This window comes from Paralteromonas sediminis, from assembly GCF_003820355.1.
Taxonomy (GTDB): domain Bacteria; phylum Pseudomonadota; class Gammaproteobacteria; order Enterobacterales; family Alteromonadaceae; genus Alteromonas_F; species Alteromonas_F sediminis.
On sequence record NZ_RPOK01000002.1, the window covers coordinates 745,754 to 769,815 of the forward strand.

A 24,062-nucleotide genomic window follows, 5' to 3' on the forward strand; every position below is an offset into this window, starting at 1 on the left:
TCAAAAAGTACGTAGGAAAATCAAATGAACAGCATTTTAGGTACGCCACTGTCTTTGCCCTGTGGTGTAGAATTGCCCAATAGACTGTGTAAGAGTGCCATGACGGAAGGGCTGGCAGACCAACATGATCGTCCTACCGAGCAACTCTTTACGCTTTATAGAACATGGTCACAAGGTGGCAGCGGATTACTGATCACCGGTAATGTGATGGTTGATAAAAACTATTTGGAGCGCGCTGGCAACGTTGTGCTGGAAGACGATAGCTGTATTGACCGCTTCCAAGCCTATGCAAAAGCAGCTCAGGTAGCGGGTAATCATTGTTGGGTTCAGTTAAACCATCCAGGCCGCCAGTGCCCTAAATTGGTCAATGCCCGTCCACTTTCTCCCTCGGACGTACAGCTCTCATTGATTGGGAATTTTGGCAAACCTAAACCTATGGATAAAGTCGATATTGAGGACGTCATCAAACGTTTTATCAAGTCAGCTGAACTGGTCAAGCTAGCGGGCTTTAAAGGTGTTCAAATTCATTGTGCTCACGGTTATTTGTTGAGCCAGTTCCTATCTCCAATAACAAATAAAAGGCAGGACGAATGGGGTGGTTCGCTTGAGAACCGAGCTCGTATTATCAGGCGCATTGTGCAGGGTGTTAGGCAAAGTGTGGGTAAAGGTTTCCCAGTTGGCGTAAAGCTCAATTCTGCAGATTTTCAAAAGGGCGGATTTACCCTAGAGGAATGTGCACAAGTTGCGCAGTGGCTGGCAGAAGACAGTGTGGATTTACTGGAGATTTCAGGCGGTACCTATGAGCAACTTAGCTTATTTGGCGTAGACTCAAAGGATGTTCGAGAAAGTACACGTAAACGCGAAGCATACTTTATTGAATATGCAGAAAAGATCAAAGCCAATGCATCTATACCGATTATGATCACAGGTGGCTTTCGAAGCAGACAGGTAATGGAAAAAGCCGTTGAAAGTGGTGAAATCGAGATGGTGGGACTGGCTCGTCCACTGTGTACTCAGCCAAATTGTGCTATTGATTTAATAGAAAAGCGCGTTGATCAGCTTGATGACTATGAGAGTAGACTGGTACTGGGCACGGGTATGTGGGGCAACAACAGCGCATTTGATTTAATCAAGGCCGTAAATGCCTTTGGGCAAGTTGGTTTCTACTATTGGCAAATAATCAGACTCGCTAAAGGCTTGCCACCACAAACACAACTAGGCGTATTTTCTGCATTTATCCGTCATGTCGTTAATGACGCCAAACTTGCACTGCGACGAAAAAAAGCCCAATAACTGATATAAAAAAACCGGTAGTTTTCACTACCGGTTTTTTGTTTCGTAAGCTGCGCTTATTTCTCTGTTACCGTAATCGTTGGGCTGTTAGCACTTGGACCCTCAACTTTAAACTCGTAAGTTGCTGAGGCTGGGAAATCAAGCAGCAAATTATTGTTACTTGGTGCAAGCACTTTGGGTACCCCTAACGTTACTGTTGTATCGTCGCCATCGGGTGTACCTAGGTTTACCGTGGACCAGTCATCAGACGCCACTTTAAACTCAACGGAACCCTGACTAACGTCGATATCAGTGACATAAGCGCCTTCCTGGAAGGTAAACAGATTATCCGTTCCCCAACCATTCATTCCGCCGCGCAGGAATACCTCAGTATCACCGAAAAACTCCTCCTTAAAGACGCTAATCAATGGCTCATCAGCATCGCTCAGGTCAAAGACGAATACATAGGAATCAGAGTCAGCAATATCAATCGTAAGATTATCATTGGATGTACCAATGATTTTCTCAACACCTATTTCAACGGCTCTGTCTTCTGCATCCAGCGCACCCATGTTGACCGTTGCCCAGTCGTCAGTCGCTACTTTAAATTCATAGCTGCCGGCATCGATGGCTATCGCTTCTGCATATTTGCGGCCGCCCTGATACTCAAACGGATTGTCTGTGCCCCACCCGTTCATACCGCCGCGTAAATACACAGGGTTGTCGAAGTAGGTATCACCGTAATTTACATTCAATACAGGTTCAGCCACGTCTGAGGCATCAACACTGAAGCGGTATAAGGTTGTCGCAGGTGCAGTGATGCTGAAATTGTCATTGGTTGTCGCCATAGCTTTATCAACACCGAGCTCAACAACCGTATCACTGGCCGACACTGCGCCTAGATTTACCGCGGCCCAGTCTTCCGACGCAACTTTAAAGAAGACTTCTTCATCAGCATTTAGCGTCACTTCAACTTCATAGATACCGTCTCCGGCATAATCCATTGCATTGTCAGTACCCCAGCCGTTCATACCACCACGCAGATACACGGTCGTATCACCAAACGGCACAACATCGGGTGCGCCCGCTGTTGCAAAGGACGGTAAACCAAAGCCCTGTGCGCCCATTTGTGGCTTGACGAACACAGCCATAGTCATGGCAGGTACTGTGAAGGTACCGTTGCCGTCTTCGCCCTCTGTGAACATTGCCCCTCTCACGGTGGCATCGTAAGAGTTCATCTGTGTCATATGAAGCTCAAACCCTGTCGCCATATTTACAGTGATAGATTTCTCTTCATAGCCAGTGTTGGCAATGACCATAAGCGCATCATAGTTAGGATCGATGTCCATCAACATAAGATCAGAATCTGGTGTAATACCGTCATCAATACTCATGGCAATCAAGCCCACTTGTTGTCTGCGGCCAATGTTGTGGAAGCCTATACGATCAATAATGTCCTGGGCTTCAGTAAGCCTAAATAGCGGACTATCCGAGCGAATAGACAAGAACTCGTTGAATACTGCTGACGCAAATTCAATCTCAGTCATGGTTGCTGCACGCTCAGGCGCATTGATAAAGGTGCCCATTTCTGCCCAGCGTCCCTGATTGTCTTCAGCTAAAGGCAAACCCACATTCCAGTTGTTTGTGAGCATGGTGAAATCAACGTAGTTGAACCAGTCTCCTGCATCATAGGTGTTGCGATCCATCGATTTGGAGCGAAGCATATCACCGCCCATTTGCAGGAACGGAATACCTTGAGACATCAGAGGAAGCGTAATGCCAATATTCTGTGCTCTGACTCGCTGCTCCAGTGAAATGTCGCTGGGCAACACATAGTTGAACTGATCCCACAAGGTTTCATTATCGTGTTTTGACACATAATTAATAATATCGGCAGGATCTTTCGCATAGCCGCCTAAGCTTGCCGTGGTGGTCGCTACGCCAGCTGAAGTTTCAAGGATATAGTCGGTCAAATTACCAATAAGACCCACTTTCACTCTATCTTGCTGGCTTAGTGCTGCTTCGTTTTCTGGGTCAAATATTTGCCCCTGACGAATCGCTTCGCGAATGCGGTCATTAAAGGTACCAATTTGTGTTCCCGCCATGTTCAGCTGATTCGCCACTTCGAATCCGCGATCCACACGAGGCCACCCCTCTCCATAGAAATAGTTGTCTGGATCAACAGCCTGTACCGCATCGCGCAGACGCAGCATAGTGTCTTTTGACGCATGGCTCATGATATCAAAACGGAATGAATCGATTTTGTAATGCTCGGTCCATACCAATAATGAGTCTTTCATGAACTTTTCAAACATGGCGTTACGAGGCTCAGTGTCATCACAGCAGGTTTCACGCGTAATGGCGCCCGTGCCCACTTCGTATCTGTGGTAATAACCCGGCACTACTTTGTCGAGTACAGACTTAGTAAACACGCCTGACGCGTTGGTGTGGTTATAAACCACGTCCATCACCACGCGCAGACCCATTTCATGCAATGCAGTAATCATCTGACGCTTTTCAATAATGCGCTCCACGCCCTCTGCACTTGACGCGTAGCTACCTTCTGGCGTATTGAAATGATGCGGATCATAACCCCAGTTAAATTCGTCAAATCCGCGCATATCTTGCGCTAGTTGTTGCGCTTTACCTGCTTCAGACAGCGGATCGTAACTTTCCAAAACATCTATCAGTCTTGAACCAGCATCTTCTTCAGCACAAACCGCAGCATCGCCATTTAGACGACATAAGTCGCCGACTGTATCGAACAAGTCCACCGTTTGTGTTGGATCTTCATCGATAGTAGCAATGTCGTTTGTCGGTAACATGTGGAAGTGCGTCATACCTGCTTCAACAAGCTTTTCAAGATGCATGACCGGCGCTGTGCCTTGTTCGGTGAAGGCCAGATATTTACCTCTATTTGCTTCAGACGTACTCTCATCTCTGGCACTAAAGTCGCGGATATGACCTTCATAAATGATGGCATCTTCCCAATTCGCCACTGTCGGGATGGAATGTGAATCCCAGCCTGCTGGTTTAAGATCTTCATCAGCCAGGTTCACAAAACGTGAAAAGCGGCCATTGGTAGACGTTGAGACCGAGTAAGGATCGGTGACCAATAGTGTCTCAACATTACCTGTAACTGGATGGAAAACCGTTACTTCATAACGGTAAAGTGTTCTGTCCAGTGACATATCGCCATTGTAGGACCATATCCCCGTTGCTGGGTCTTCAGTCATGGTGTACGCCGCAGCTTGAGTCTTGTTACTGTTGTAGGTCAACAAGCGCACATTCTGTGCAGTTGGTGCCCACACTGCAGCAGTAATACCGTTGTCTGTGTACACTCCACCCAAATCGGCTTCGTTGGCATCATCGTCACCTAGCGTGTAGAGCGCATCCAGCATTAATGGCATTTGAATGCCGGTCGCAGCAACCAGCGTACCATCAGCATCGTAACCACCTAATACAGCCTGTGCTTTTGCCACAGCTTTGGCATCATTTTCTGACCAGCTTCCCTCAAACGCAGTAAGATTGGCCAGGTGTGGTGCCCGTGCAATCTGTGCGTCAGACAAACTCGTAGACATCAAGTCCACCGCGGTACCGTTAAGACCATTTTCCAGTGTCGCTTCCAAATCACCATCCGCTGAATAGTGTAACTTGACCGATTCAACACCGTCCGGCGCATCCCATAACAATGTAGATGCATCTAACCAGTGCGCGGAAAAACCTTCTATTTTAACCGGTTGAGGCCCTAACGACAGCAGAGGAAATTCAAAGACAGTGGGCTCCCCACTTAGCGTGAAGTTCATACGCGCAAATTTTGGATCGTCCTGATCGAGCTTGCCTTTGAAGTCAGCGCCGCCCATCTCTTTACCCGAATCTTCTGTACCAATATGGATAATGAAATTATGGCAAGAACCGGCTGTACCAGCATACCCAGGTTTTAAATCCAGAATCCAATACGCGCCATAATTTGGATCGACACCATTGTGTATACGGCCATTAGCCCAATCGGTGTCACCATCTGCGTATGCATCGCAGGCATCATTACTCCAGGTGTGCAACCTCCAACCTTCATAGCTGGGGTCATTTGGCGAGTTATCAGCGCCTACCCCTGCGCGGTTGTAGTACAACACGGCCTGATCTTCACTTGGGAAAACAATGGGGTCAGGTAAAGTAGGATCTGCACCCACTACGCAAGCGTCGTTGGTCGCATTAGGCACGGTAGGCGGCGTACACTGAATAGGCGGTGGTGGAACACAACTTGTTCCTGAAGCGTCAGGCACGTTGGGGGCATTACAGGTGAGCAGATCGTTGGTTCCGCTTTCAATGCTAGAACCTCCGCATCCTGCAATCACCAGTGCAGTCAACATCAAGGCAAACAAACTTGATGCACGAGTACGATTAAACATAGGTAAATGCTCCAATGTTATTCTTAAATGGGGTATCAATGTGTTGTGTAAATGACGTTTTTTCATAATGAATACGTTAACCCCAGGAAGTACTGTGTTCCGAAGAACTGAATGGTTCCGGTTTGCTCTTTTGAGCTAAAGAAACTCTTTGTTGGTTCATCCGTTACATTATTGATTTGGAAAAGCACGCTCATATTTTCATTGATTTCATAAGAAGCCTGATAATCAATGACTGTCTCTGAATCAAAGTTCACAGTTTGATCATTAACCGCCACTTGCTCAGAAACAAATTGGTCTCTGTAACGCGCGCTAACCCGTGTTTCAAAACCCTCGTATTCCCAGAACACTGTGAGCTGTGCCACATTTTCAGATAGACCAGGCAAAGCGTCGGCAAAAACGCCGTTACCCAATGTGCGTTGAATTTCACTCTCTGTGAAGGAGTAGCTGGCATTCACGCCCAATCCAGACCACAAACCAGGTAGGTTGCTGTAGATCTCGGTATACGCAATTTCGATACCGCGAATGTAGCCCCCTTCCGCGTTGTTGATCGCGGTTTCATAATTGCCATTTTCGGTCGGTACTGTAACAAAAACAGGCATGCCATCGGCATCGAGCACCAGCTCAGGTTCTTGCCCCGGGAAGTCCTGTTCATAAAATACAGGTACCGCTATCTCGTCAGGCACAATGAAGCCATTACCTTCAAAATCATAAGGGTCTGTACCAATGTTTTCGATGAACGACTCGATATTTTTGTAGAAACCAGCAATGACAAAAGCACCATCAGTCTCGGTGAAATAGTGCTCATATGAAATGTCATACTGAGTTGCATAAAACGGTTCTAAGTAAGGGCTGTTTCTCGAGGAGCCACTGATCTTAGCCGTTTGGCTCGACAGGGTTACCTCGCCGCTGTCTCTGTTTTGGCTGGCCGTTACCGTCTCTACGGATGTCGACGCATTAGCAGCAAATCGGTTGATGGGTGCTCTTCCCATCACTTTTGCCGCCGCTAAGCGCAACTGAGAACTGTCTGTTAAACCAATATTGATATTGATACTGGGTAAAGTGTCAGTATATTCATGGGAAATGATGTCTGGTCTGTAGAAATTATTGATAAGGCCAGCTTCATCCATAATGTTTTGCGCGCCAAGTGTCGGATCACTCACTTCAACCTGCGTACCCGTCACTGGATCTTCAACAAAACGCGTGGCTCTTTGTAGCGTTGTAGATGCCTGTTTGGTCTCAACATAACGTACACCAAAGTTACCGGTTACCGCAAAACCGGCCACTTCTGTGTCGATATTGGCCATAAGATATGCGGCACTGACTGTTTCAAATACGTCGCCACTTTCTTGTACAGACCATGCAGTAGACGGTCCAATACCAGGACCGTTGATAACACCAGCCGCACCCGGTCCCCAAGTTTGTTGAGGCTGCGGGATACCGCCAGGGAACCATGCCGTCAGCGCCTTATCCAAATCAATCGCTAGGTAGTTAGGGAAATAACCAAACTCTCCAGACCAATTGACGATTTCCACCATGTCCTGCGTGAGACGAAGTGGAGGCTGGCTAACGGAAAATGCTGAGTCATTACCAAACTCAAACACTGACCGGTCATTACTGTATTCACGGTCCGAATAACGCCCACCAAATTCAATGCTTGAAATGTAGTCGTTGTCGAGCAAATACTGGAAGTCTAGGCGATAAGCATCTAATTCATCGTCATTCTGGAAAGGATAAATGCCATACTTGCTGACCATTACCCTGTCCAGGTCGGTAAATAAATCAGCCTGATTGAACGCCAAATCGGGTAAATTCAAACCGTTTAATTGATAAGAAATCGAAATATTTTCATCGAATCTAGGGCTGGCAGCATTAGCATCTTCACCCACCAAAGACCACAGCAAACCATTTCTAAAGTCACTTTCTGCTTTGGAAAGTGCAATATCGAACTGAACCGATAGATTATCAGAAATTGCCCAGTCGGCATTAATGCCGTAACTTTCTACTTGGTCAAAGTCCTGGTTGTCATCATTCACCAGTTCAACCCGAGTGAAGCTATCGGCAGTTCGGGTAAAGGTTCCACCAATCACACTACGATTTACAGTTACAGGATTGGTGATAGAGGCATTTACCCCGCCTAATTTAACCCTAAAGCCACGTGCAAACGCCTCTGAGTCAAACTTAGACACAAAGGCATCAGCTTTCAGCGTAAAATTATCAGTAGGAATCCACTCGATGGCAGCCAAATAACCATCGCGGGTTTCTTCCCCTCCTTTATGCTGCATTTCAAACCCTTCACTTATGAGTTCGCACTCAGGGTTGTCCACACATTCTGAGGTAGGAATTTCGCCGTCAACGTCAACTTCACCATTGTATGCCAAACCGATAAACTGGGTCGCAACACTGGGCTGGTAAAGTCTTGCATAACCTAATGCAACGCCTAGGGTGTCATCCATAAACTTACCTTGGTAGGAAAAGCTTATGCGATGACCAAATTCTTCACCGTCGGGTATTTCAGACGCGCGGTCGTTATACATTCCGCGCAAATTTGCATTAAAGGTATGCTGCTTGTCATTTGCCAGCGGGCTGGCAGTTTGCAGTTCTACCGTCCCCGCAACACCGCCTTCGATTAACGATGCTTTTGGTGATTTGTATACCGCGGCTGACGAAATCAGCTCGGAAGGATACTGGTCAAACTCTATGGAGCGTGTACCTGACGTAGAAACCTGCTCGCGACCATTCAAGGTAGAAAAGACAAACCCACCGCTGAGACCCCGAATGTTAATCTCTGCGGCCTGACCACCGGTTCTAACCGCTGAAATCCCCGGAAGCCTGGTAAGCGCATCGGCCATGGAGACATCGGGTAACCCGCCTAAATCATCGGCTGATATCTGCTCGGATACCGTGTCGCTAAATCTTTTTTGGTTCAGTGACTGTATAAGACTAGTACTGAAACCTTTTACCTCAATGCGCTCAATAGCTTGCTCATCAGGCGTCGGTGTCGCATCTGGCTCCTCAGCGTTTTCTTGTGCCAAGACTGGATAGCTACTCAATGCCATTCCACTTGCCAGCAAGGCTGCGTAAATGCTGCTGGGTTTGAATGTTTTCATATGTGTTACATTCCCTCTTATGGCGGCAACATGTCATTAACAAATGCACGACGCCTATTTTGATTTCTACTGTAATAGTAGCGAGGGACAGGAATTAACCACAATCGACTGCATACGTATTCAATAACAAAATGCTACATTTTCTTTACATCTAAAGCCTTTTTATACACATGTAAAACCAACAGAAACTATCACTCATAATTAAATTTAATAAACAATTCATACGGTTAGCTAAAAAATGCTAGTTAAAAGTAAATGAGTTTTTAATAAACTGATGCGGCCAACAGTAAGACTGTTTATAGAATAGTCACTGCAAATCAAATTCAAAAAATTTACACTTTATTTTGTAATTTCAGTTAGTTAGGGAAGTTTAGTATTGATTATCCACCCTGCAAAATGTAAACAATTTGTTTACCAGAAGTGCTGAATACGTATGCAGAAAGTTGTTTAAGCAACTATCCTGAAGTTAGTATCGGCGGCAGTCAGAAGAAGAGTCCAACGCCCTCTTATAGCGGTGAATGGACCTTAGTACTGGTAACCCAAACAGGAAAAACACACATGTCACAATTCAAGAAAAACGTGCTGGCCTTTTCAGTATCAGCCGCACTCACTGGGCTAGGCACAACAGTAGCCATAGCACAAGATAATGCAGATGCTGCGGCAGAAGTCACTGAAGTCATACAAGTCACAGGTATTCGCGGTGCCTTACAACGCGCGCAGGCGATAAAAATGGAACAGACTTCTATTGTTGAGGCGCTTTCAGCAGAGGATATCGGTAAATTGCCAGACACCTCTGTTGCCGAATCGCTGGCGCGGTTACCCGGTCTAGCCGGTGAGCGTCGCAACGGACGTACTAGTGGCTTGTCAGTACGCGGTTTTAATGAAAACTACGTAGCGACCTCATTGAATGGTCGTGAATTGTTGGGCATGGGTGACAACCGTGGAGTGGAGTTTGACCTTTACCCCACAGAAATCGTATCGAATATTCTCGTATATAAAACTTCAGAAGCAGGTTTGTTGGCACAAGGTATTGGCGGCACAATTGATTTGCAGACCGTCAAACCGCTAAATGCAGAGTCTTCGTTTACCGTTAATGGCAATATTGAAAAGAACCAAAGAGACGCAGGCAACCCGGATTACGATAATCAAGGGCACCGTGTTTCTCTTAATTTTGTCGACCAGTTTGCTGATGATCAACTGGGTCTTGCGCTAACCGTGGCGTCCATGGAGTCACCAAGACAAGAGCAGCAGTTTCGTGCCTGGGGTGATGGAGACTGGGCACAAGATGGCGATGGCAATTACATTCTAGGTGGTCACGACTCTTTTACCCGCTCAGCAATGATGGAACGTGATTCTGTTGCCGCAGTTGTTCAATACTCACCTCGTGAAGATCTGATGATCCAGCTTGACGCCCTTTACATCGATTACGTAGAAAACGATGCACGCCGTGGCCTGGAAGAAGGCCTCGCATGGGGTGGCCCAACTACAACAGTCGCTGTTGAAGATGGCTTTGTGACTGAAGGTTATACCGATGGTTTCTATTCAGTTATTCGTAACGATATTCGCAGCCAAGAGTCAGAACTCACTACAGTTGCACTGAATGTTGAATACAATATCAATGATTACTGGTCAGCGATTTTCGACTACTCATCGGGTAAAGTAGATAAAACAATCACCGATGTGGAAAGTTACTCGGGTACCGGCCGTGCAGGCATTGATGGTCGCCCGCTGCCAGCGCGTTCATGGACAATGAACGGTGGTTTGCCTACGTTTGGTCCTCACCCGAATGCGTCGGCATTTCCGGCGGTTGATTTAACCGACCCGTCAATTATTTCTCTGGCCGGTCCTCAGCCGTGGGGGGCTTCACTCGCTCCTGTCGCTCAGTTCCAGGGCAACCCAAATTTTGGTCCTGAAACAGCACAAGACGGTTTTGTAAACCAACCGATATTTGATGAAGAACTGAATACTACAAGGCTAGAATTAGAAGGTTTAGTTGAGTGGGGTATATTCTCCAAGTTAAATGTGGGTGTTAATTACTCTGACCGCTCAAAAACGAAAATTAATGGTGGTGCATACCTAACATCACCTAAATGGCCGGATGCAGATGGTATTCCTAATGTATTGGGTGTTGCAGACCTCAGTTGGCTTGGTCTTGAGGGCGTACTTGCCTATGATAGCCTCGCGTTATACAACAGCGGCTACTACATTTCTACCGATGCACAAGACCTTGAAACTGGCAGATTAGCTGATACTTACACCATTGAGGAAGAGCTGTTAACTGTCTTTGCCAAGTTGGAAATTGACACGGAAATCGGTGACATGTTTGTCCGTGGTAATGTAGGTGTCCAGTTTATAGATTCAGAGCAAAAAGCATCAGGCTTCAGCGTAGTAACTGCAGAAAGCTTGTATGTTGACGCTACCCCGGTCACTGACGGTGATGATTACACAGATATTCTGCCCTCTTTGAACTTGTCTTTTGAAGTGGTTGAGAATCAATTCCTACGTGTTGGTGCTTCAAAAATATTGAGCCGTCCTAGAATGGATGACATGAAGCCCAATAACAATGCGTCATTTAACTTTGCCGCCGGTTCTCAATTCCTTTGGTCTGGTGATGCTGGAAATGCGCGCTTGAAGCCACTAGAAGCCACACAATATGACCTTTCTTATGAAAACTACTTCTCTGACGACGGCTATATTGCGATCAGCTACTTCTACAAAAAGCTGACTAACTGGCACGGTGATGGCAAAACACTTACCAACTTTGAAGATCTCTATATTCCCGGTTATCACGGCATTCGCGATACCAACGGTGACCTTATCCCACTGACATCTCCTGAGCAGTTCTTGGGTGAAATTTCATTCAAGGAAGACGGTGCAAAAGGTTCAGTCGAAGGTTTAGAAATTCAGGGTAGCCTACAACTTAGTGAAATTCATGATGTTCTTGAAGGGTTTGGTGTTTTCGCAAGCGCTACCTTCTTAGACGGTGAACTGGAATTTTCAGATGGCGGAACAGGCTTCGTACCAGGGCTTTCTGAAGAAACCTATTCTGTGACGTTCTACTATGAGAATGCAGGTTGGGAATTCAGAGTAGCGGGCACCAAGCGTGACGAATTCTCTACTGAAACCCGTGGTTTGAGCTTAGCACTGGCTGAAACAAGAGGCGCTGGCGCAACATTGGTTGATGCCCAAATTGGTTACGATTTCAGCGAATCTAATATCGAGTGGCTGGAAGGCTTGCGTGTTACGCTACAGGGTCAAAACTTAACAGACGAAGAAGACGTCACGTTTGCGAATGGCGACCCACGTCAAATCGTGACCTCGCAAACCTTTGGCAGAAACTTCCTGTTAGGCTTTAACTACTCGTTTTAGGGCACCACCAAACATGAATAGCCGCTAACGAATTTGACGTTACAGGCTATTCAGCGTTACAACTAAAGTCCCGATACTTGTGGTATTGGGACTTTTTTATATCGGCAATTAGGAACGTGAATGAACGACACTATCAAGAAAGTCGTGGTAGTAGGCGGCGGAACAGCAGGCTGGCTTTCAGCAGCATTGTTAAAAAAAGTGCTGGGGCAAACGGTCGAGCTTGAGTTAGTTGAATCTGAGTCAATTGGTACCGTCGGTGTAGGTGAAGCTACTATCCCGCCAATTCGTATGCTTAATAACGTATTGGGACTGAATGAAGCAGATGTTATCCGAGAGACTAAAGCCACTATCAAACTGGCCATCAAGTTTGAAAATTGGCGGGTAAAGGGTGAAGGCTACTTTCACACATTTGGTTCACCAGGACGAAGTTATGCGTTTTGTCACTTTCATCATTTCCTAAACCGGGCCCGACAACAGTTGGGGGAAAGCTCTTCAATCTGGGATTATGACCTCAACTATTTAAGTGCCATTGAAGGTCGGTTTGCCAAGATGGATGTCACCGACCCTATACTGGATATGCCTTTCGCCTATCACTTTGATGCATCACTTTATGCAAAATTTTTACGCAAAGTCGCAGAACAAGCCGGAGCAGTGCGAACAGAAGGTACCATTGTAGACGTTACTCAGCACCCAGGATCAGGCTATATTCAGGGTGTCCGTTTAGCTAATGGGCGAGAAGTTACAGGCGACCTCTTTATTGACTGCTCAGGGTTTAGAGGCCTTTTGATTCAGCAACAGTTGAACACCGGATACATTGACTGGAGTCACTGGCTACCTTGTGACAGAGCAATTGCTATCCCTTCTGAACGTCATGAACATACCCTGCCCTATACCCGCTCTATTGCACATACTGCAGGGTGGCAATGGCGGATACCGCTACAACACAGAAATGGTAATGGGCATGTATACTGCAGTAACTATATGTCTGATGACGAAGCCCTGGCTGTACTGAAGAACAATCTGGATACAGCGCCTTTGGCTGATCCTAATTTTATAAAGTTTAAGACCGGAAGACGGCGAAAACAGTGGAATAAAAATGTGATTGCGATAGGGCTCTCCAGTGGCTTCCTGGAACCACTCGAATCGACCAGTATTCACCTTATCCAGTCAGCGATAGTGCGTTTGCTGCACCTCTTTCCTCATCAAGGTATCAACGACAGTATTATGTCAGAGTACAATGCTCAGTCAGCGCTTGAGTTCGAACAAATCAGAGATTTCATTATCTTGCACTATCATGTAAACGAACGCGATGACAGCCAATTCTGGCGTGATGTTAGAAACATGGACGTTCCTGAAAGACTAAGACATAAAATAGACCTATTTAGACAGAATGGGCGTTTATTTAATGAACACAATGATCTTTTCCTAGATGCTTCTTGGCTGCAGGTTATGCAAGGCCAGGGCATAACGCCCCAAGATTACCATCCGATGGCGAAGAGTATTCCCCAAGATAAGCTCATTGACATGTTAAAAACCATTCGCAAGATCAAGCAAGATCCCGTCGCACAACTGCCTACTCACGACGAATTTCTGGCAAAGGTTTGTGGCAATTGATATGAGTACACCGTTACATGTTGTCATTGCAGGTGGTGGCACAGCAGGTTGGATGGCAGCAAACCTATTTGCAGCCCTGTGCCCGAAAGAGCGTGTTAGAGTCACCTTGGTTGAATCACCGGATATTGGCATTATTGGCGTTGGAGAAGGTTCTACGCCTACCCTGAAGCGCTTTTTTGAGATTATAAAAGTACCTGAACAGGTTTGGATGCCAACATGTAACGCTACCTATAAAGTGGGGATTAAGTTTAACGACTGGAGCCCAAAATCAGGTATCCATAGTTACCGTCACCCTTTCATTTCGCAAACGGACATTTTTACGCAACGTGCGTTTGAGGTGAATTGTCATACCCGAAGACTGGGGTTAGACACCCACACTAGGCCAGAAGATTTTTTGATTAATGGCGTATTGGCAAAAAAGAACTTGGGGCCACTCACGCCAGCACATTTCCCGTTTACGATCCAATATGGCTACCATTTTGACAGTGCATTACTGGGCCAGTTTTTGTCAGAACACGCGCAAAAACAAGGTGTTACTCATATTAAAAAAGGGATATTGGCCGTAAAGACCCACCCGGATACGAGCATAGCCAGCCTTTTATGTGATGATGATACAGAAATTTCGGGTGACTTTTTTATCGACTGTACTGGGTTTAGGAGCCTATTACTCCAACAGACGTTAGGCGTGCAGTTCAAAAGTTATAAAAGCAATCTGTTTAATGACTCTGCAGTAGTGTTACCAACAAGTATTAGTAACACTATCCCATCTGAAACTGAGGCGACGGCCCTTTCTGCGGGATGGTGCTGGCGTATTCCATTACAAAACCGCTTTGGTAATGGTTATGTTTATAGTGCTGAGTATCTATCTCCAGACAGCGCAGAAGAAGAATTTAGACGTCACTTGGGTATACTCGACAGCGACGACTCATGTCGCCATTTATCCATGAAAGTAGGTCAGGTTGAACAGCATTGGAAAAAAAATTGCCTGGCATTGGGGTTATCACAGGGTTTTATTGAACCCTTGGAGGCCACTGCGCTTCACCTGGTTCAAATCTGTGCAGAGATGTTCATTTCCAAATGGCAACAGGGCGACTATTCATCAACGCATCAACAAGCGTTTAATGCTTTTGCAAAAGAGCGTTTTGATAGAGTCCGAGACTATATTGTCGCGCACTACAAGCTAAATACACGTGAAGACAGTGAATACTGGCGGGACAACAGAGAAAACGACGCCATTTCATCGTCACTTGCCAACATTATCAATTGCTGGTTTCAACGCAAGGACCTAACACAGGAGATTAAACGTCAAGACATAGGTATGCATTGGGATCCAATTTCCTGGCATTGTTTGTTTTCAGGTTATGGCGCCTATCCCCCACTCGCACCAGACCAACCGGGAAAAGGTGATCACTTTGCAGAAAAAAACATCGACACCTTTGTGCAAGGCTGCGCCCTTAACTTTGAATCGCATAATGCTAATTTGGCATCCTTGCTTGAGTAAAGTGAACACAAGCCTCTAGTCCAAATACCCTTAGGCTGTGTACAGTCTATGATTGTCTTGCGCACTGGTACAGAAATTGGGCGCTCACTCAACAACTTGGCTGAAGAGATAAATCGGGTGACACCATTTCAGATTCGTTTTTATGCTCAGGCACATTCACTTTGCCACAAGCGATCACTTCGCCTTCTTGCCACAACTTCCATTCTCCGCGTTCATAGATATCCCATTGCTCGTCATTCGTGAGTGGTTCTGTTGCAATTATGCTCACTACGTCTTGAGGGGTAGTTTCAGCGGCAAAATCAATTTCAACTTCTATATCTTTAAGACAAGCAGGACCAAAAGGGGCCCGCCGAGTAATACTAGCAAGTTTGGTACTACAAAACGTAAATAACCAATCACCGTTGCTTAGTAGACAATTAAAAACCCCTTGCTGGGCATAATTTTGAGCCAATGCGACTAGTGTTTGTGTAAGCGGCTCTGACGTGGCATCACGTATGAGGGACTGCCTTACATTATTCATAATGTCGCAAAATAGCGCTTCACTATCGGTGTCACCGACCGCCTGATATTCACCACTACTGGGCAAAAACTGAGGAAGCTGCCCGTTGTGCGCAAAAACCCAATATCGCCCCCATAACTCACGTGCAAAAGGATGAGTATTGGCAAGATTGATATTGCCAACGTTGGCCTGCCTGATATGACAAATGGCGTTTTTGCTCTTAATGGGCAAGGTAGACACAAAGTCTGCGATCGGTGATGTAGCACAAGGCTCAGGATCGTGAAACATACGCACCCCCTTACCTTCATAAAATGCTACGCCCCACCCGTCTTTATGAGGCCCTGTTTCACCACCCCTACGTGTTAAACCAGTGAAGCTAAAACACAAATCCGTAGGGGTATTGGCACTCATTCCTAAAAGTTCACACACGGCTTGTTCTACCTTTATGTCAGCTAATACTTGATAGTTTCCTGAGCATACGCAAAGTACGTGTATTAAATCAATTAGACGCTGAAAATCTTCTCAAGTGATGATCCTGCAAGGAAGATGATTCACAACGTTATCAAATATGTTAGTGAGAAAAGAGCTCGAGAATGACTACTTAAAAACTTCTTTGTATCTCCAATCAGAATAAAACGAACAAGCACTAATCGCTTGGGAAACTGCGAATAAGTCCTACAGTATAGGTAACAAGCGAGACTTTTTGCTGGCATCTTAAATTTTAAACGCTCAATTTTCAATTTTGGCCAATATACTGCCGTTTTAGGCCGGGTTTCGACCTAATTCCGGGCTATTCCCGGATTTCAGACAGATCTTGGCTGTCGTCGTAACATCTGGTCCACTTTAAACAGGTTCGCCAAGGTGAATAGCATGGCAAACTGTGAGTCATTTTTCGTCAGTCCTTTATAGCGTGCTTTGATAAAGCCGAACTGACATTTGATGAGCCGGAATGGGTGCTCAACTTTTGCCCGGATGCTGGCTTTTAAATATTCGATGTTGATGATAGTTTTGTTTTTACGGGGATGCTTTTTCAGTGCCCGAACTTTTCCGGGACGCTCAGCAATCAGCCATTCCACATCCTTTTCTTTAAGTTCTTCACGCTTTTCCGCGCCTTGATATCCAGCATCGCCAGAGATGAACTCTTCATCGCCATGCAACAGGTTCTTCATCTGATTCAGGTCATGTTCGTTGGCGGCGGTGGTCACCAGCGTATGGGTCAGGCCACTCTTGGCATCCACACCAATATGGGCATTCATACCGAAGTGCCAATCATTGCCTTTTTTAGTCTGATGCATGTCCGGGTCACGTTCACTCTTTTTATTTTTCGTGGAGCTGGGGGCTTCAATAATCGTGGCATCGACCAATGTACCCTGCGTCATCATCACACCGCACTCCGACAACCATTGGTTGACCGTTTTGAATAATTTGCGAGTCAGCCTGTGCTTTTCCAGCAAGTGACGGAAGTTCATAATGGTAGTGCGGTCAGGAATAGCTTTATCCAGTGACAGTTGCGCAAACTGACGCATCGAAGCTATTTCATATAACGCATCTTCCATCGCTTCATCACCGAGGCTATACCATTGCTGCATACAATGAATGCGAAACATGGTCTCAAGCGCATATGGACGTCTGCCGTTACCTGCTTTAGGATAAAAGGGTTCAATCACTTGCAGCAGTTGAGACCATGGCAGCAGGTTATCCATTCTGGTTAAGAAAATCTCTTTTCTCGTCTGGCGGCGTTTGCTAGAAAACTCACTATCGGCAAAAGTTAACTGTCGGCTCATGGGTGGTAATAGCTGTGATTTACTATGCTGCTATGATCTCACATCGGGGACTTATTCACATCTTCCTTAGAAATAGAGTATATTCGCCGAAATTAGGAAGATTCCTACAGCAAGATCCGATGCGTTTTAGAGCTGGTGATCTCAACATGTATCGATATGCAAGTAATCGTTATTTGAACTTTACTGATCCTCTTGGTCTTCAATGTGGTCCAAGATGGATGGGTGATAGTATGAATTCAATCGGAAGATTTAACGCAAAAGAAGCGTGTCGAGCGCATGACGATATATATGATGATGGCATACTTGACGGAGATGATCCTAACTATCCATTAGACCCTAACTTAATACACGATGGTTGGTATTTTCCTGAAGGTAATGGTGAGAGATATGGACCCGCTTACCGTTTAGGAGACGAGCTACCTAGAAGTGAGGCGGATACCATGTTCCTTGATACTATGAGAGCGAATAACCCAGGTATATGGGGGCAAACATTCTCGTTCTTCTACTACTCTTTGGTTTATTTCTTCGGCTGGTTGTTTTGGTATGAATAAGATAGTTAGGAAACTTACTGTTAAGTTATCGTTTAGCGCTCTAGCACTGATTACTTCCATATCCTATTCTGAGGAGCTAGATCCGACAATAAACAAGCTTAATGAAGTAACCTTACCCGGCAATGGCGCCATTAGCTATGGTGGCGCCTATCCTCGAGAAAGAGGCTTTTTTGTTAATGTTCATATCCGTAATAAAGACAAGACCCTGACAGCGAAAGAGGAAAATAGTACTAAAAGAGGTTATTTTATTGAAACACTTTCGTCTGAGCTGAAGTTTTCACTCAAGGAATATGAAGGTAGGGAAATTCAGCTTACAGACTATAAAACGAAGAAGCCTTACTCAGCTTTTTTAAAGTATCAAGAGCAAGGCCAAAAGAAGTTTATTAACCATTTAGGAGAACAGTTAGAGCTTCCGTACACATCATCGAACTATTTCACAACCTCACCTAGTGGATTAATAAACTATTTATACACACAAGATGAGGGCCACGTAAAGGTAATGCATGCAACAACGGGGGAAGTAATTAATTCGATAGACCTGAAGGTTAGATATCCTAAACTTTACCCAAATAGGCTTAACCTTCAAATCATCAACAACCAGCCATACTTGACCGGCCAAGGCACTGTTATAAAGATTAACAACCAACTTGGTGAAAACGCATCAACAGAAGTAACGTTTAGTGACACAGATTACTCAAGTCTTGTGGTATTGGATGATGAACTATATCTAGCCTACAAGCCGTATTGTATTCTGTATTTATGTCCCGGTTGGTTATCTACATATACCCCAAAGTCAAAGCTACAATTAGATAAAGTTGGCATTGATTTTCGCCTCTCAGGTTTATCTCATGCTAAAGGTGATAACGGAGTATTGATACACGCTTCGGCGATGAGATCAGAGTACGATCGGCTATTAATATATATCGGAAGAAATGGAAAGATATACACGCTAGATAGTGAAGATATAGTCGGCATATTTGCATACAATTCAAAATCAAAAACGTTCTTAGTAAGACTGAAAGCAAAAGACAAATACTCAATTAGGCTAGGTATAATTGAAATAGACCTTTAATGAATTATCAGTATCTGTTTGAAGGAAATGAAAGGTTAACGCTTTGGTTTTCTAACCCAAAATGAAGCTGGGCTTTTTATAGCTTGCATTATTCCTTTTCTTTGGCGCTTTACTGAACGTAACTTAACAAAAGTATCGTTTTTTTTACTAGGGAAACTGCGAATAAGTCCCTGAAAATAGTTTATTAAACTTTCTCATTTTAAGATCCTTTTATTTATTTACAAATCTTCCTAATACAATACTCTCTTTAACAGTCATGTCTTTATTTTCCCTTACATTTTGCACAGTGCTCACAGATAAGGAGTGATGTTGTTCGCAAGTAACTGACATATTGACTTGGGCATCATAACAAAATTGCTCAATCGATATGTCAAATTCTGAAGCCAGTGCTTCAATCAAGTTTACAAGATTTTGCCCTCTAACTCCCCTGAGCACATTATTTTCAATCTCCCAAGTACGTATAAATCCGCTTATGTCAGGCAATGAATCACTTGGAATGATGTTATTAGGTTCATAAAAACAAGCTTCGCTCTTAATAAGATTTTTAGGGAGTGCAAACTCTTTAAAAGAGCCGTTAAAATCCATCCAGTCCTGAATTGTCCGTTGTCCTTCTTTGCATTCATTAGCAAAAACAGAGAAACAGAAACAGAAACAGAACAGAAAAAGAGAAATTAGTGAACTAGAAGTTGCATTTTTCATACATAATATCCTTATTAGTAATGACCGCAGTTCCAATTTAGCAGTTCAAAATAGTTTTTCAAGCAAAAATCAGTTATTCCTAAATTTTCTATTCCATCCTGATTAAAAAAAAGGAATATAAAAATAAAGCTCAATGAGTATGAGAAAGGAACCTAAGTTTAAAAAGCTGCCACTGAGGGGTTCTAGGGAAGATGCGAATAAGTCCTGCAATTTAGAGCTTTAGCGAGGCTCTGCGCTCGCCGTCTAATTTTTGAACGCTAAAATTCCAATTTCGACCGATATACTGCCGTTTTAGGCCAGATTTCGGCCCTGTTACGGGCTAATCCCGGATTTCAGACAGATCTTGGCTGCCGTCGTAACATCTGGTCTCCTTTGAACAGATTCGCCAAGGTGAATAGCATGGCTAACTGGGAGTCATTTTTCACCAGTCCTTTGTAGCGAGCTTTGATAAACCCGAACTGACATTTGATGATACGAAACGGGTGCTCTACTTTTGCCCGGATGCTGGCTTTCAGGTATTCGATATTGATGGCTGTTTTGTTCTTGCGTGGATGCTTCTTCAGTGCACGGACTTTGCCGGGACGCTCGGCAATCAGCCATTCAACATCCGTATCTTGAAGCTCTTCCCGCTTCTCTGCGCCCTGATATCCGGCATCGCTAGAGATGAACTCCTCGTCGCCGTGCAACTGGTTCAGGTCATGCTCGTTGGCGGCGGTGGTCACCAGCGTATGGGTGAGACCGCTCTTAGCATCTACACCAATATGGGCTTTCATGCCGAAGTCCATTCATTGCCTTTCTTGGTCTGATGCATATCCGGATCACGTTTATTCTTTTTGTTTTTAGTGGAGCTGGGGGCTTCAATAATCGTGGCATCCACCAGTAAACCCTGTGTCATCATCACACCGCAGTCCGACAGCCACTGGTTGACGGTTTTGAATAATTTGCGAGTAAGCTTATATTTTTTCCAGCAAGTGCCGAAAGTTCATGATGGTGGTGCGGTCTGGAATGGCTTTATCCAGCGACAATTTTGCGAACTGACGCATTGACGCAATTTCATATAATGCGTCTTCCATTGCTTCATCCCCAAGGCTTTACCAATGCTGCATACAGTGAATGCGAAACATGGATTCTAATGAATAGGGGCGGCGACCATTACCCGCCTTGGGATAGAAAGGCTCTATCACGTCCGGCAGTTGAGACCACGGCAGCAGGTTGTCCATCCGGGATAAAAATATCTCTTTACGGGTCTGGCGGCGCTTGCTGGAAAACTCACTATCGGCGATAAATTATTGGCTCATGGACACTAGTGGTTGTGATTTGCTGTACCGCTATGATCTCACATCAGGGACTTATTCGCATCTTCCCTAAAATACTCTACGCATTTATCACTTCGCTCAATTTCGATTTTAATCGAGACAGGTGTTTTAAGTGAGGTGTCGTAAACTCTGTCACAATCGTCAAATTCTGGAACACGTTGACGCAATCTAGATTACAAAAAATATTACTGCTATAAGTTAGACACTAACGCTTTTAACACCACTATCTATAATTTCTCACACCTTATTCAAAGACGCTGATACTTTTTCTAACCTGTCCCCCCCTATTACCCTTTCCACCGAAATATTTAATTCATTAAGTATTTGAGAAATGAAACTACTTGCCTGTTCGGAGTTTTCGTTGGCTCGAGAGTCAATGTCTTAGCAACAATATCACTGTGTTTTTTGTTTCATGATAGACTTTGACGCTAATTCCTCAATTAAGCAGCATTCAATTATGGATCAGCAGCCTAACAACCCTTTACACGGGCTAACCTTAGAAAAGATAGTGACTCAATTACAGGAACACTATGGTTGGGAAGGTTTACATTATCGTATAAGAATAAATTGCTTCAACAATGATCCATCAGTTAAGTCAACGCTAAAATTTTTGAGAAAAACACAATGGGCGAGAGAAAAAGTAGAGCAATTATATATACAAACATTCTCTTAATAGTGATTAGACGTGGTGCACGTCATGGTTTAACCAACGGCTAAATACTTGGTTTTTTCTAAATGTCGAAAGTGCATTTAGCATTCATAAAAAAACCGCTACCCGATAAAAAGTAGCGGTTTTTAATTTTTGTTTTAGCAGGTTAGCTTACCAACCTGTCGCTTCGCGAAGTGCCTTGCCGATATCAGCCAATGAACGTACTGTTTTCACACCCGCTGCCTCTAGCGCTGCAAATTTCTCATCAGCAGTGCCTTTACCGCCAGCGATAATTGCACCAGCGTGGCCCATACGCTTACCTGGAGGTGCAGTGACACCTGCAATGTAAGATACGACAGGCTTAGTTACGTTTTCTTTAATAAACGCAGCCGCTTCTTCTTCAGCTGTTCCACCGATTTCACCAATCATCACAATCGCTTCTGTGCCATCGTCTTCCTGGAACAATTTCAAGATATCGATAAAGTTTGAACCTGGGATGGGATCACCACCGATACCTACACACGTAGACTGTCCAAAACCTTCATCAGTAGTTTGTTTTACCGCTTCGTACGTAAGTGTACCAGAGCGAGAAACAATACCCACTTTACCAGGCTTGTGAATATGGCCAGGCATGATACCAATTTTACACTCTCCAGGTGTGATAACACCCGGGCAGTTTGGACCGATCATTCGTACGCCCTTTGCTTCAACGTATTCTTTAACGTAAAGCATATCCAAAGTAGGAATACCTTCAGTAATACAAACGATAAGTTCGATGCCCGCATCAGCCGCTTCAACAATTGAATCCTTACAGAAAGGTGCTGGAACATAGATAACCGTTGCCGTTGCGCCAGTCGCTTCTACTGCCTCGCGTACTGTATTAAATACAGGCAAACCTAGGTGCTCAGTGCCGCCTTTGCCCGGCGTCACACCGCCAACCATTTGCGTACCGTACTCAATCGCTTGCTCTGAGTGGAACGTGCCTTGCCCACCAGTAAAACCCTGGCAGATAACCTTAGTGTCTTTATTGATCAAAACTGACATTATTTGCCCTCCGCTGCTTTAACAACTTGCTGAGCGGCGTCTGTTAGACTGCTTGCAGCAATAATATCAAGGTCAGAATTAGCAAGTACTTCACGACCTAGTTCAGCATTTGTACCTTCTAAACGCACAACTACAGGCACGTTTACGCCAACTTCCTTCACAGCACCGATAATGCCTTCAGCAATCATGTCACAACGAACAATACCACCGAAAATATTGACCAATACCGCTTTCACATTGTCATCTGACAAAATGATTTTAAATGCTTCGGCAACACGTTCTTTTGTCGCACCGCCGCCAACATCGAGGAAGTTAGCAGGCTGACCGCCGTGCAAATTAACGATATCCATCGTTCCCATAGCAAGACCCGCACCGTTAACCATGCAGCCTACGTTGCCATCAAGTGCAACATAGTTAAGCTCCCACTGTGCAGCATGTGCTTCACGCGCGTCTTCTTGCGAAGGATCGTGCATATCTTTTAGCTTAGGCTGACGATATAGCGCATTGCTGTCGATACCAACTTTCGCATCTAGGCAGTGCAAGTTGCCGTCATCTTTAATAACAAGCGGGTTGATTTCAATAAGTGCTACATCCAGCTCTTCAAACATTTTCGCCAAACCTAAGAAGATTTGTACGAATTGCTTAATTTGAACACCTGACAAACCAAGTTTGAACGCCATTTCACGTGCTTGATAAGGCTGAGGACCAACGATAGGGTCGATTTCAGCCTTAAGGATTTTTTCAGGCGTCTCTTCAGCTACGGTTTCAATCTCAACACCACCTTCAGTAGAGGCCATGAAGACAACACGACGTGTTGTGCGGTCAACCACTGCACCCAAGTACAGTTCGTTGGCGATGTCTGTGCAAGATTCGACCAAGATTTTGCTTACTGGTTGCCCTTTCTCGTCGGTTTGGAAAGTAACCAAGTTTTTACCCAACCAGCTTTCCGCAAAAGCACGAATCTCGTCTTTATTTTTAACTAGCTTAACGCCGCCCGCTTTTCCGCGTCCGCCGGCGTGTACCTGACACTTGACAACCCACTCAGAGCCGCCAATGCGGTCTGCTGCTTCTACTGCCCCTTGAGGCGTATCTGCTGCGTACCCTTCAGAAACAGGTAGACCGTATTCTTTGAATAACTGTTTACCCTGATATTCATGCAAATTCATGGTGTTTCTT

14 protein-coding genes and 2 pseudogenes are annotated in these 24,062 nt (G+C 44.9%); 8 read left to right on the plus strand and 8 right to left on the minus strand.

Annotated elements, in window-relative coordinates:
* Positions 1-24: 24 nt before the first annotated feature.
* Positions 25-1,293: an NADH:flavin oxidoreductase/NADH oxidase family protein gene (locus tag DRW07_RS08670; protein WP_124027478.1), complete on the plus strand. Its 1,269-nt coding sequence runs from the start codon at positions 25-27 to the stop codon at positions 1,291-1,293.
* A 56-nt stretch (positions 1,294-1,349) separates the two neighbouring features.
* Here DRW07_RS08670 and pulA read toward each other — a convergent pair whose 3' ends face one another.
* Positions 1,350-5,681, minus strand: coding sequence for a pullulanase-type alpha-1,6-glucosidase (gene pulA / locus DRW07_RS08675; RefSeq protein WP_124027479.1), 4,332 nt, complete (start codon positions 5,679-5,681; stop codon positions 1,350-1,352).
* A 62-nt stretch (positions 5,682-5,743) separates the two neighbouring features.
* Positions 5,744-8,788, minus strand: a complete 3,045-nt coding sequence (locus tag DRW07_RS08680) for a TonB-dependent receptor (RefSeq protein ID WP_124027480.1) — start codon at positions 8,786-8,788, stop codon at positions 5,744-5,746.
* Positions 8,789-9,346: 558 nt separating this feature from the next.
* Between DRW07_RS08680 and DRW07_RS08685 the strand changes: the two genes are divergently transcribed.
* The 3 genes from DRW07_RS08685 (at position 9,347) to DRW07_RS08695 (ending at position 15,272) form a co-directional block, all read left to right on the plus strand.
* Entirely contained in the window at positions 9,347-12,157 is a 2,811-nt protein-coding gene (locus tag DRW07_RS08685; RefSeq protein WP_124027481.1) for a TonB-dependent receptor, read from the plus strand.
* A 120-nt stretch (positions 12,158-12,277) separates the two neighbouring features.
* Entirely contained in the window at positions 12,278-13,771 is a 1,494-nt protein-coding gene (locus DRW07_RS08690) for a tryptophan halogenase family protein (protein ID WP_124027482.1), read from the plus strand.
* A 1-nt stretch (position 13,772) separates the two neighbouring features.
* Positions 13,773-15,272: a tryptophan halogenase family protein gene (locus DRW07_RS08695; protein ID WP_124027483.1), complete on the plus strand. Its 1,500-nt coding sequence runs from the start codon at positions 13,773-13,775 to the stop codon at positions 15,270-15,272.
* A gap of 88 nt (positions 15,273-15,360) precedes the next feature.
* Here the strand turns inward: DRW07_RS08695 and DRW07_RS08700 are convergent, their stop codons facing one another.
* On the minus strand, positions 15,361-16,200 hold the full coding sequence (locus tag DRW07_RS08700; RefSeq protein WP_124027484.1) for a class II glutamine amidotransferase: 840 nt from the start codon (positions 16,198-16,200) through the stop codon (positions 15,361-15,363).
* A gap of 374 nt (positions 16,201-16,574) precedes the next feature.
* Complete coding sequence (locus DRW07_RS08705; RefSeq protein ID WP_124027485.1) at positions 16,575-17,555, minus strand: IS5 family transposase; 981 nt, start codon at positions 17,553-17,555, stop codon at positions 16,575-16,577.
* 32 nt (positions 17,556-17,587) lie between these two features.
* On the opposite strand from DRW07_RS08705, the pseudogene DRW07_RS18610 reads away from it, so the two are divergent.
* The 3 genes and pseudogenes from DRW07_RS18610 to DRW07_RS08715 all read left to right on the plus strand — a co-directional run.
* Positions 17,588-17,743: pseudogene (locus tag DRW07_RS18610) on the plus strand (RHS repeat-associated core domain-containing protein); the annotation flags it as partial.
* 42 nt (positions 17,744-17,785) lie between these two features.
* Positions 17,786-18,106, plus strand: coding sequence for a hypothetical protein (locus DRW07_RS18470; RefSeq protein ID WP_240630547.1), 321 nt, complete (start codon positions 17,786-17,788; stop codon positions 18,104-18,106).
* Complete coding sequence (locus DRW07_RS08715; RefSeq protein WP_124027486.1) at positions 18,099-19,178, plus strand: hypothetical protein; 1,080 nt, start codon at positions 18,099-18,101, stop codon at positions 19,176-19,178. The genes DRW07_RS18470 and DRW07_RS08715 overlap by 8 nt, the downstream gene beginning before the upstream one ends.
* A gap of 210 nt (positions 19,179-19,388) precedes the next feature.
* On the opposite strand, the gene DRW07_RS08720 is transcribed toward DRW07_RS08715, so the two are convergent.
* Positions 19,389-19,877 (minus strand): hypothetical protein, encoded by a 489-nt coding sequence (locus DRW07_RS08720; RefSeq protein ID WP_124027487.1) that lies wholly within the window; start codon positions 19,875-19,877, stop codon positions 19,389-19,391.
* A gap of 332 nt (positions 19,878-20,209) precedes the next feature.
* Positions 20,210-21,160, minus strand: a pseudogene (locus DRW07_RS08725) (IS5 family transposase).
* A 490-nt stretch (positions 21,161-21,650) separates the two neighbouring features.
* On the opposite strand from DRW07_RS08725, the gene DRW07_RS08730 reads away from it, so the two are divergent.
* Positions 21,651-21,866, plus strand: a complete 216-nt coding sequence (locus DRW07_RS08730) for a VF530 family protein (protein ID WP_124027488.1) — start codon at positions 21,651-21,653, stop codon at positions 21,864-21,866.
* A 147-nt stretch (positions 21,867-22,013) separates the two neighbouring features.
* Here DRW07_RS08730 and sucD read toward each other — a convergent pair whose 3' ends face one another.
* Together sucD and sucC are read right to left on the minus strand one after the other, a co-directional pair.
* Positions 22,014-22,886, minus strand: a complete 873-nt coding sequence (gene sucD, locus DRW07_RS08735) for a succinate--CoA ligase subunit alpha (RefSeq protein ID WP_124027489.1) — start codon at positions 22,884-22,886, stop codon at positions 22,014-22,016.
* Complete coding sequence (gene sucC / locus DRW07_RS08740) at positions 22,886-24,052, minus strand: ADP-forming succinate--CoA ligase subunit beta (RefSeq protein WP_124027490.1); 1,167 nt, start codon at positions 24,050-24,052, stop codon at positions 22,886-22,888. The genes sucD and sucC overlap by 1 nt, the downstream gene beginning before the upstream one ends.
* Between the last annotated feature and the right edge of the window lie 10 nt (positions 24,053-24,062).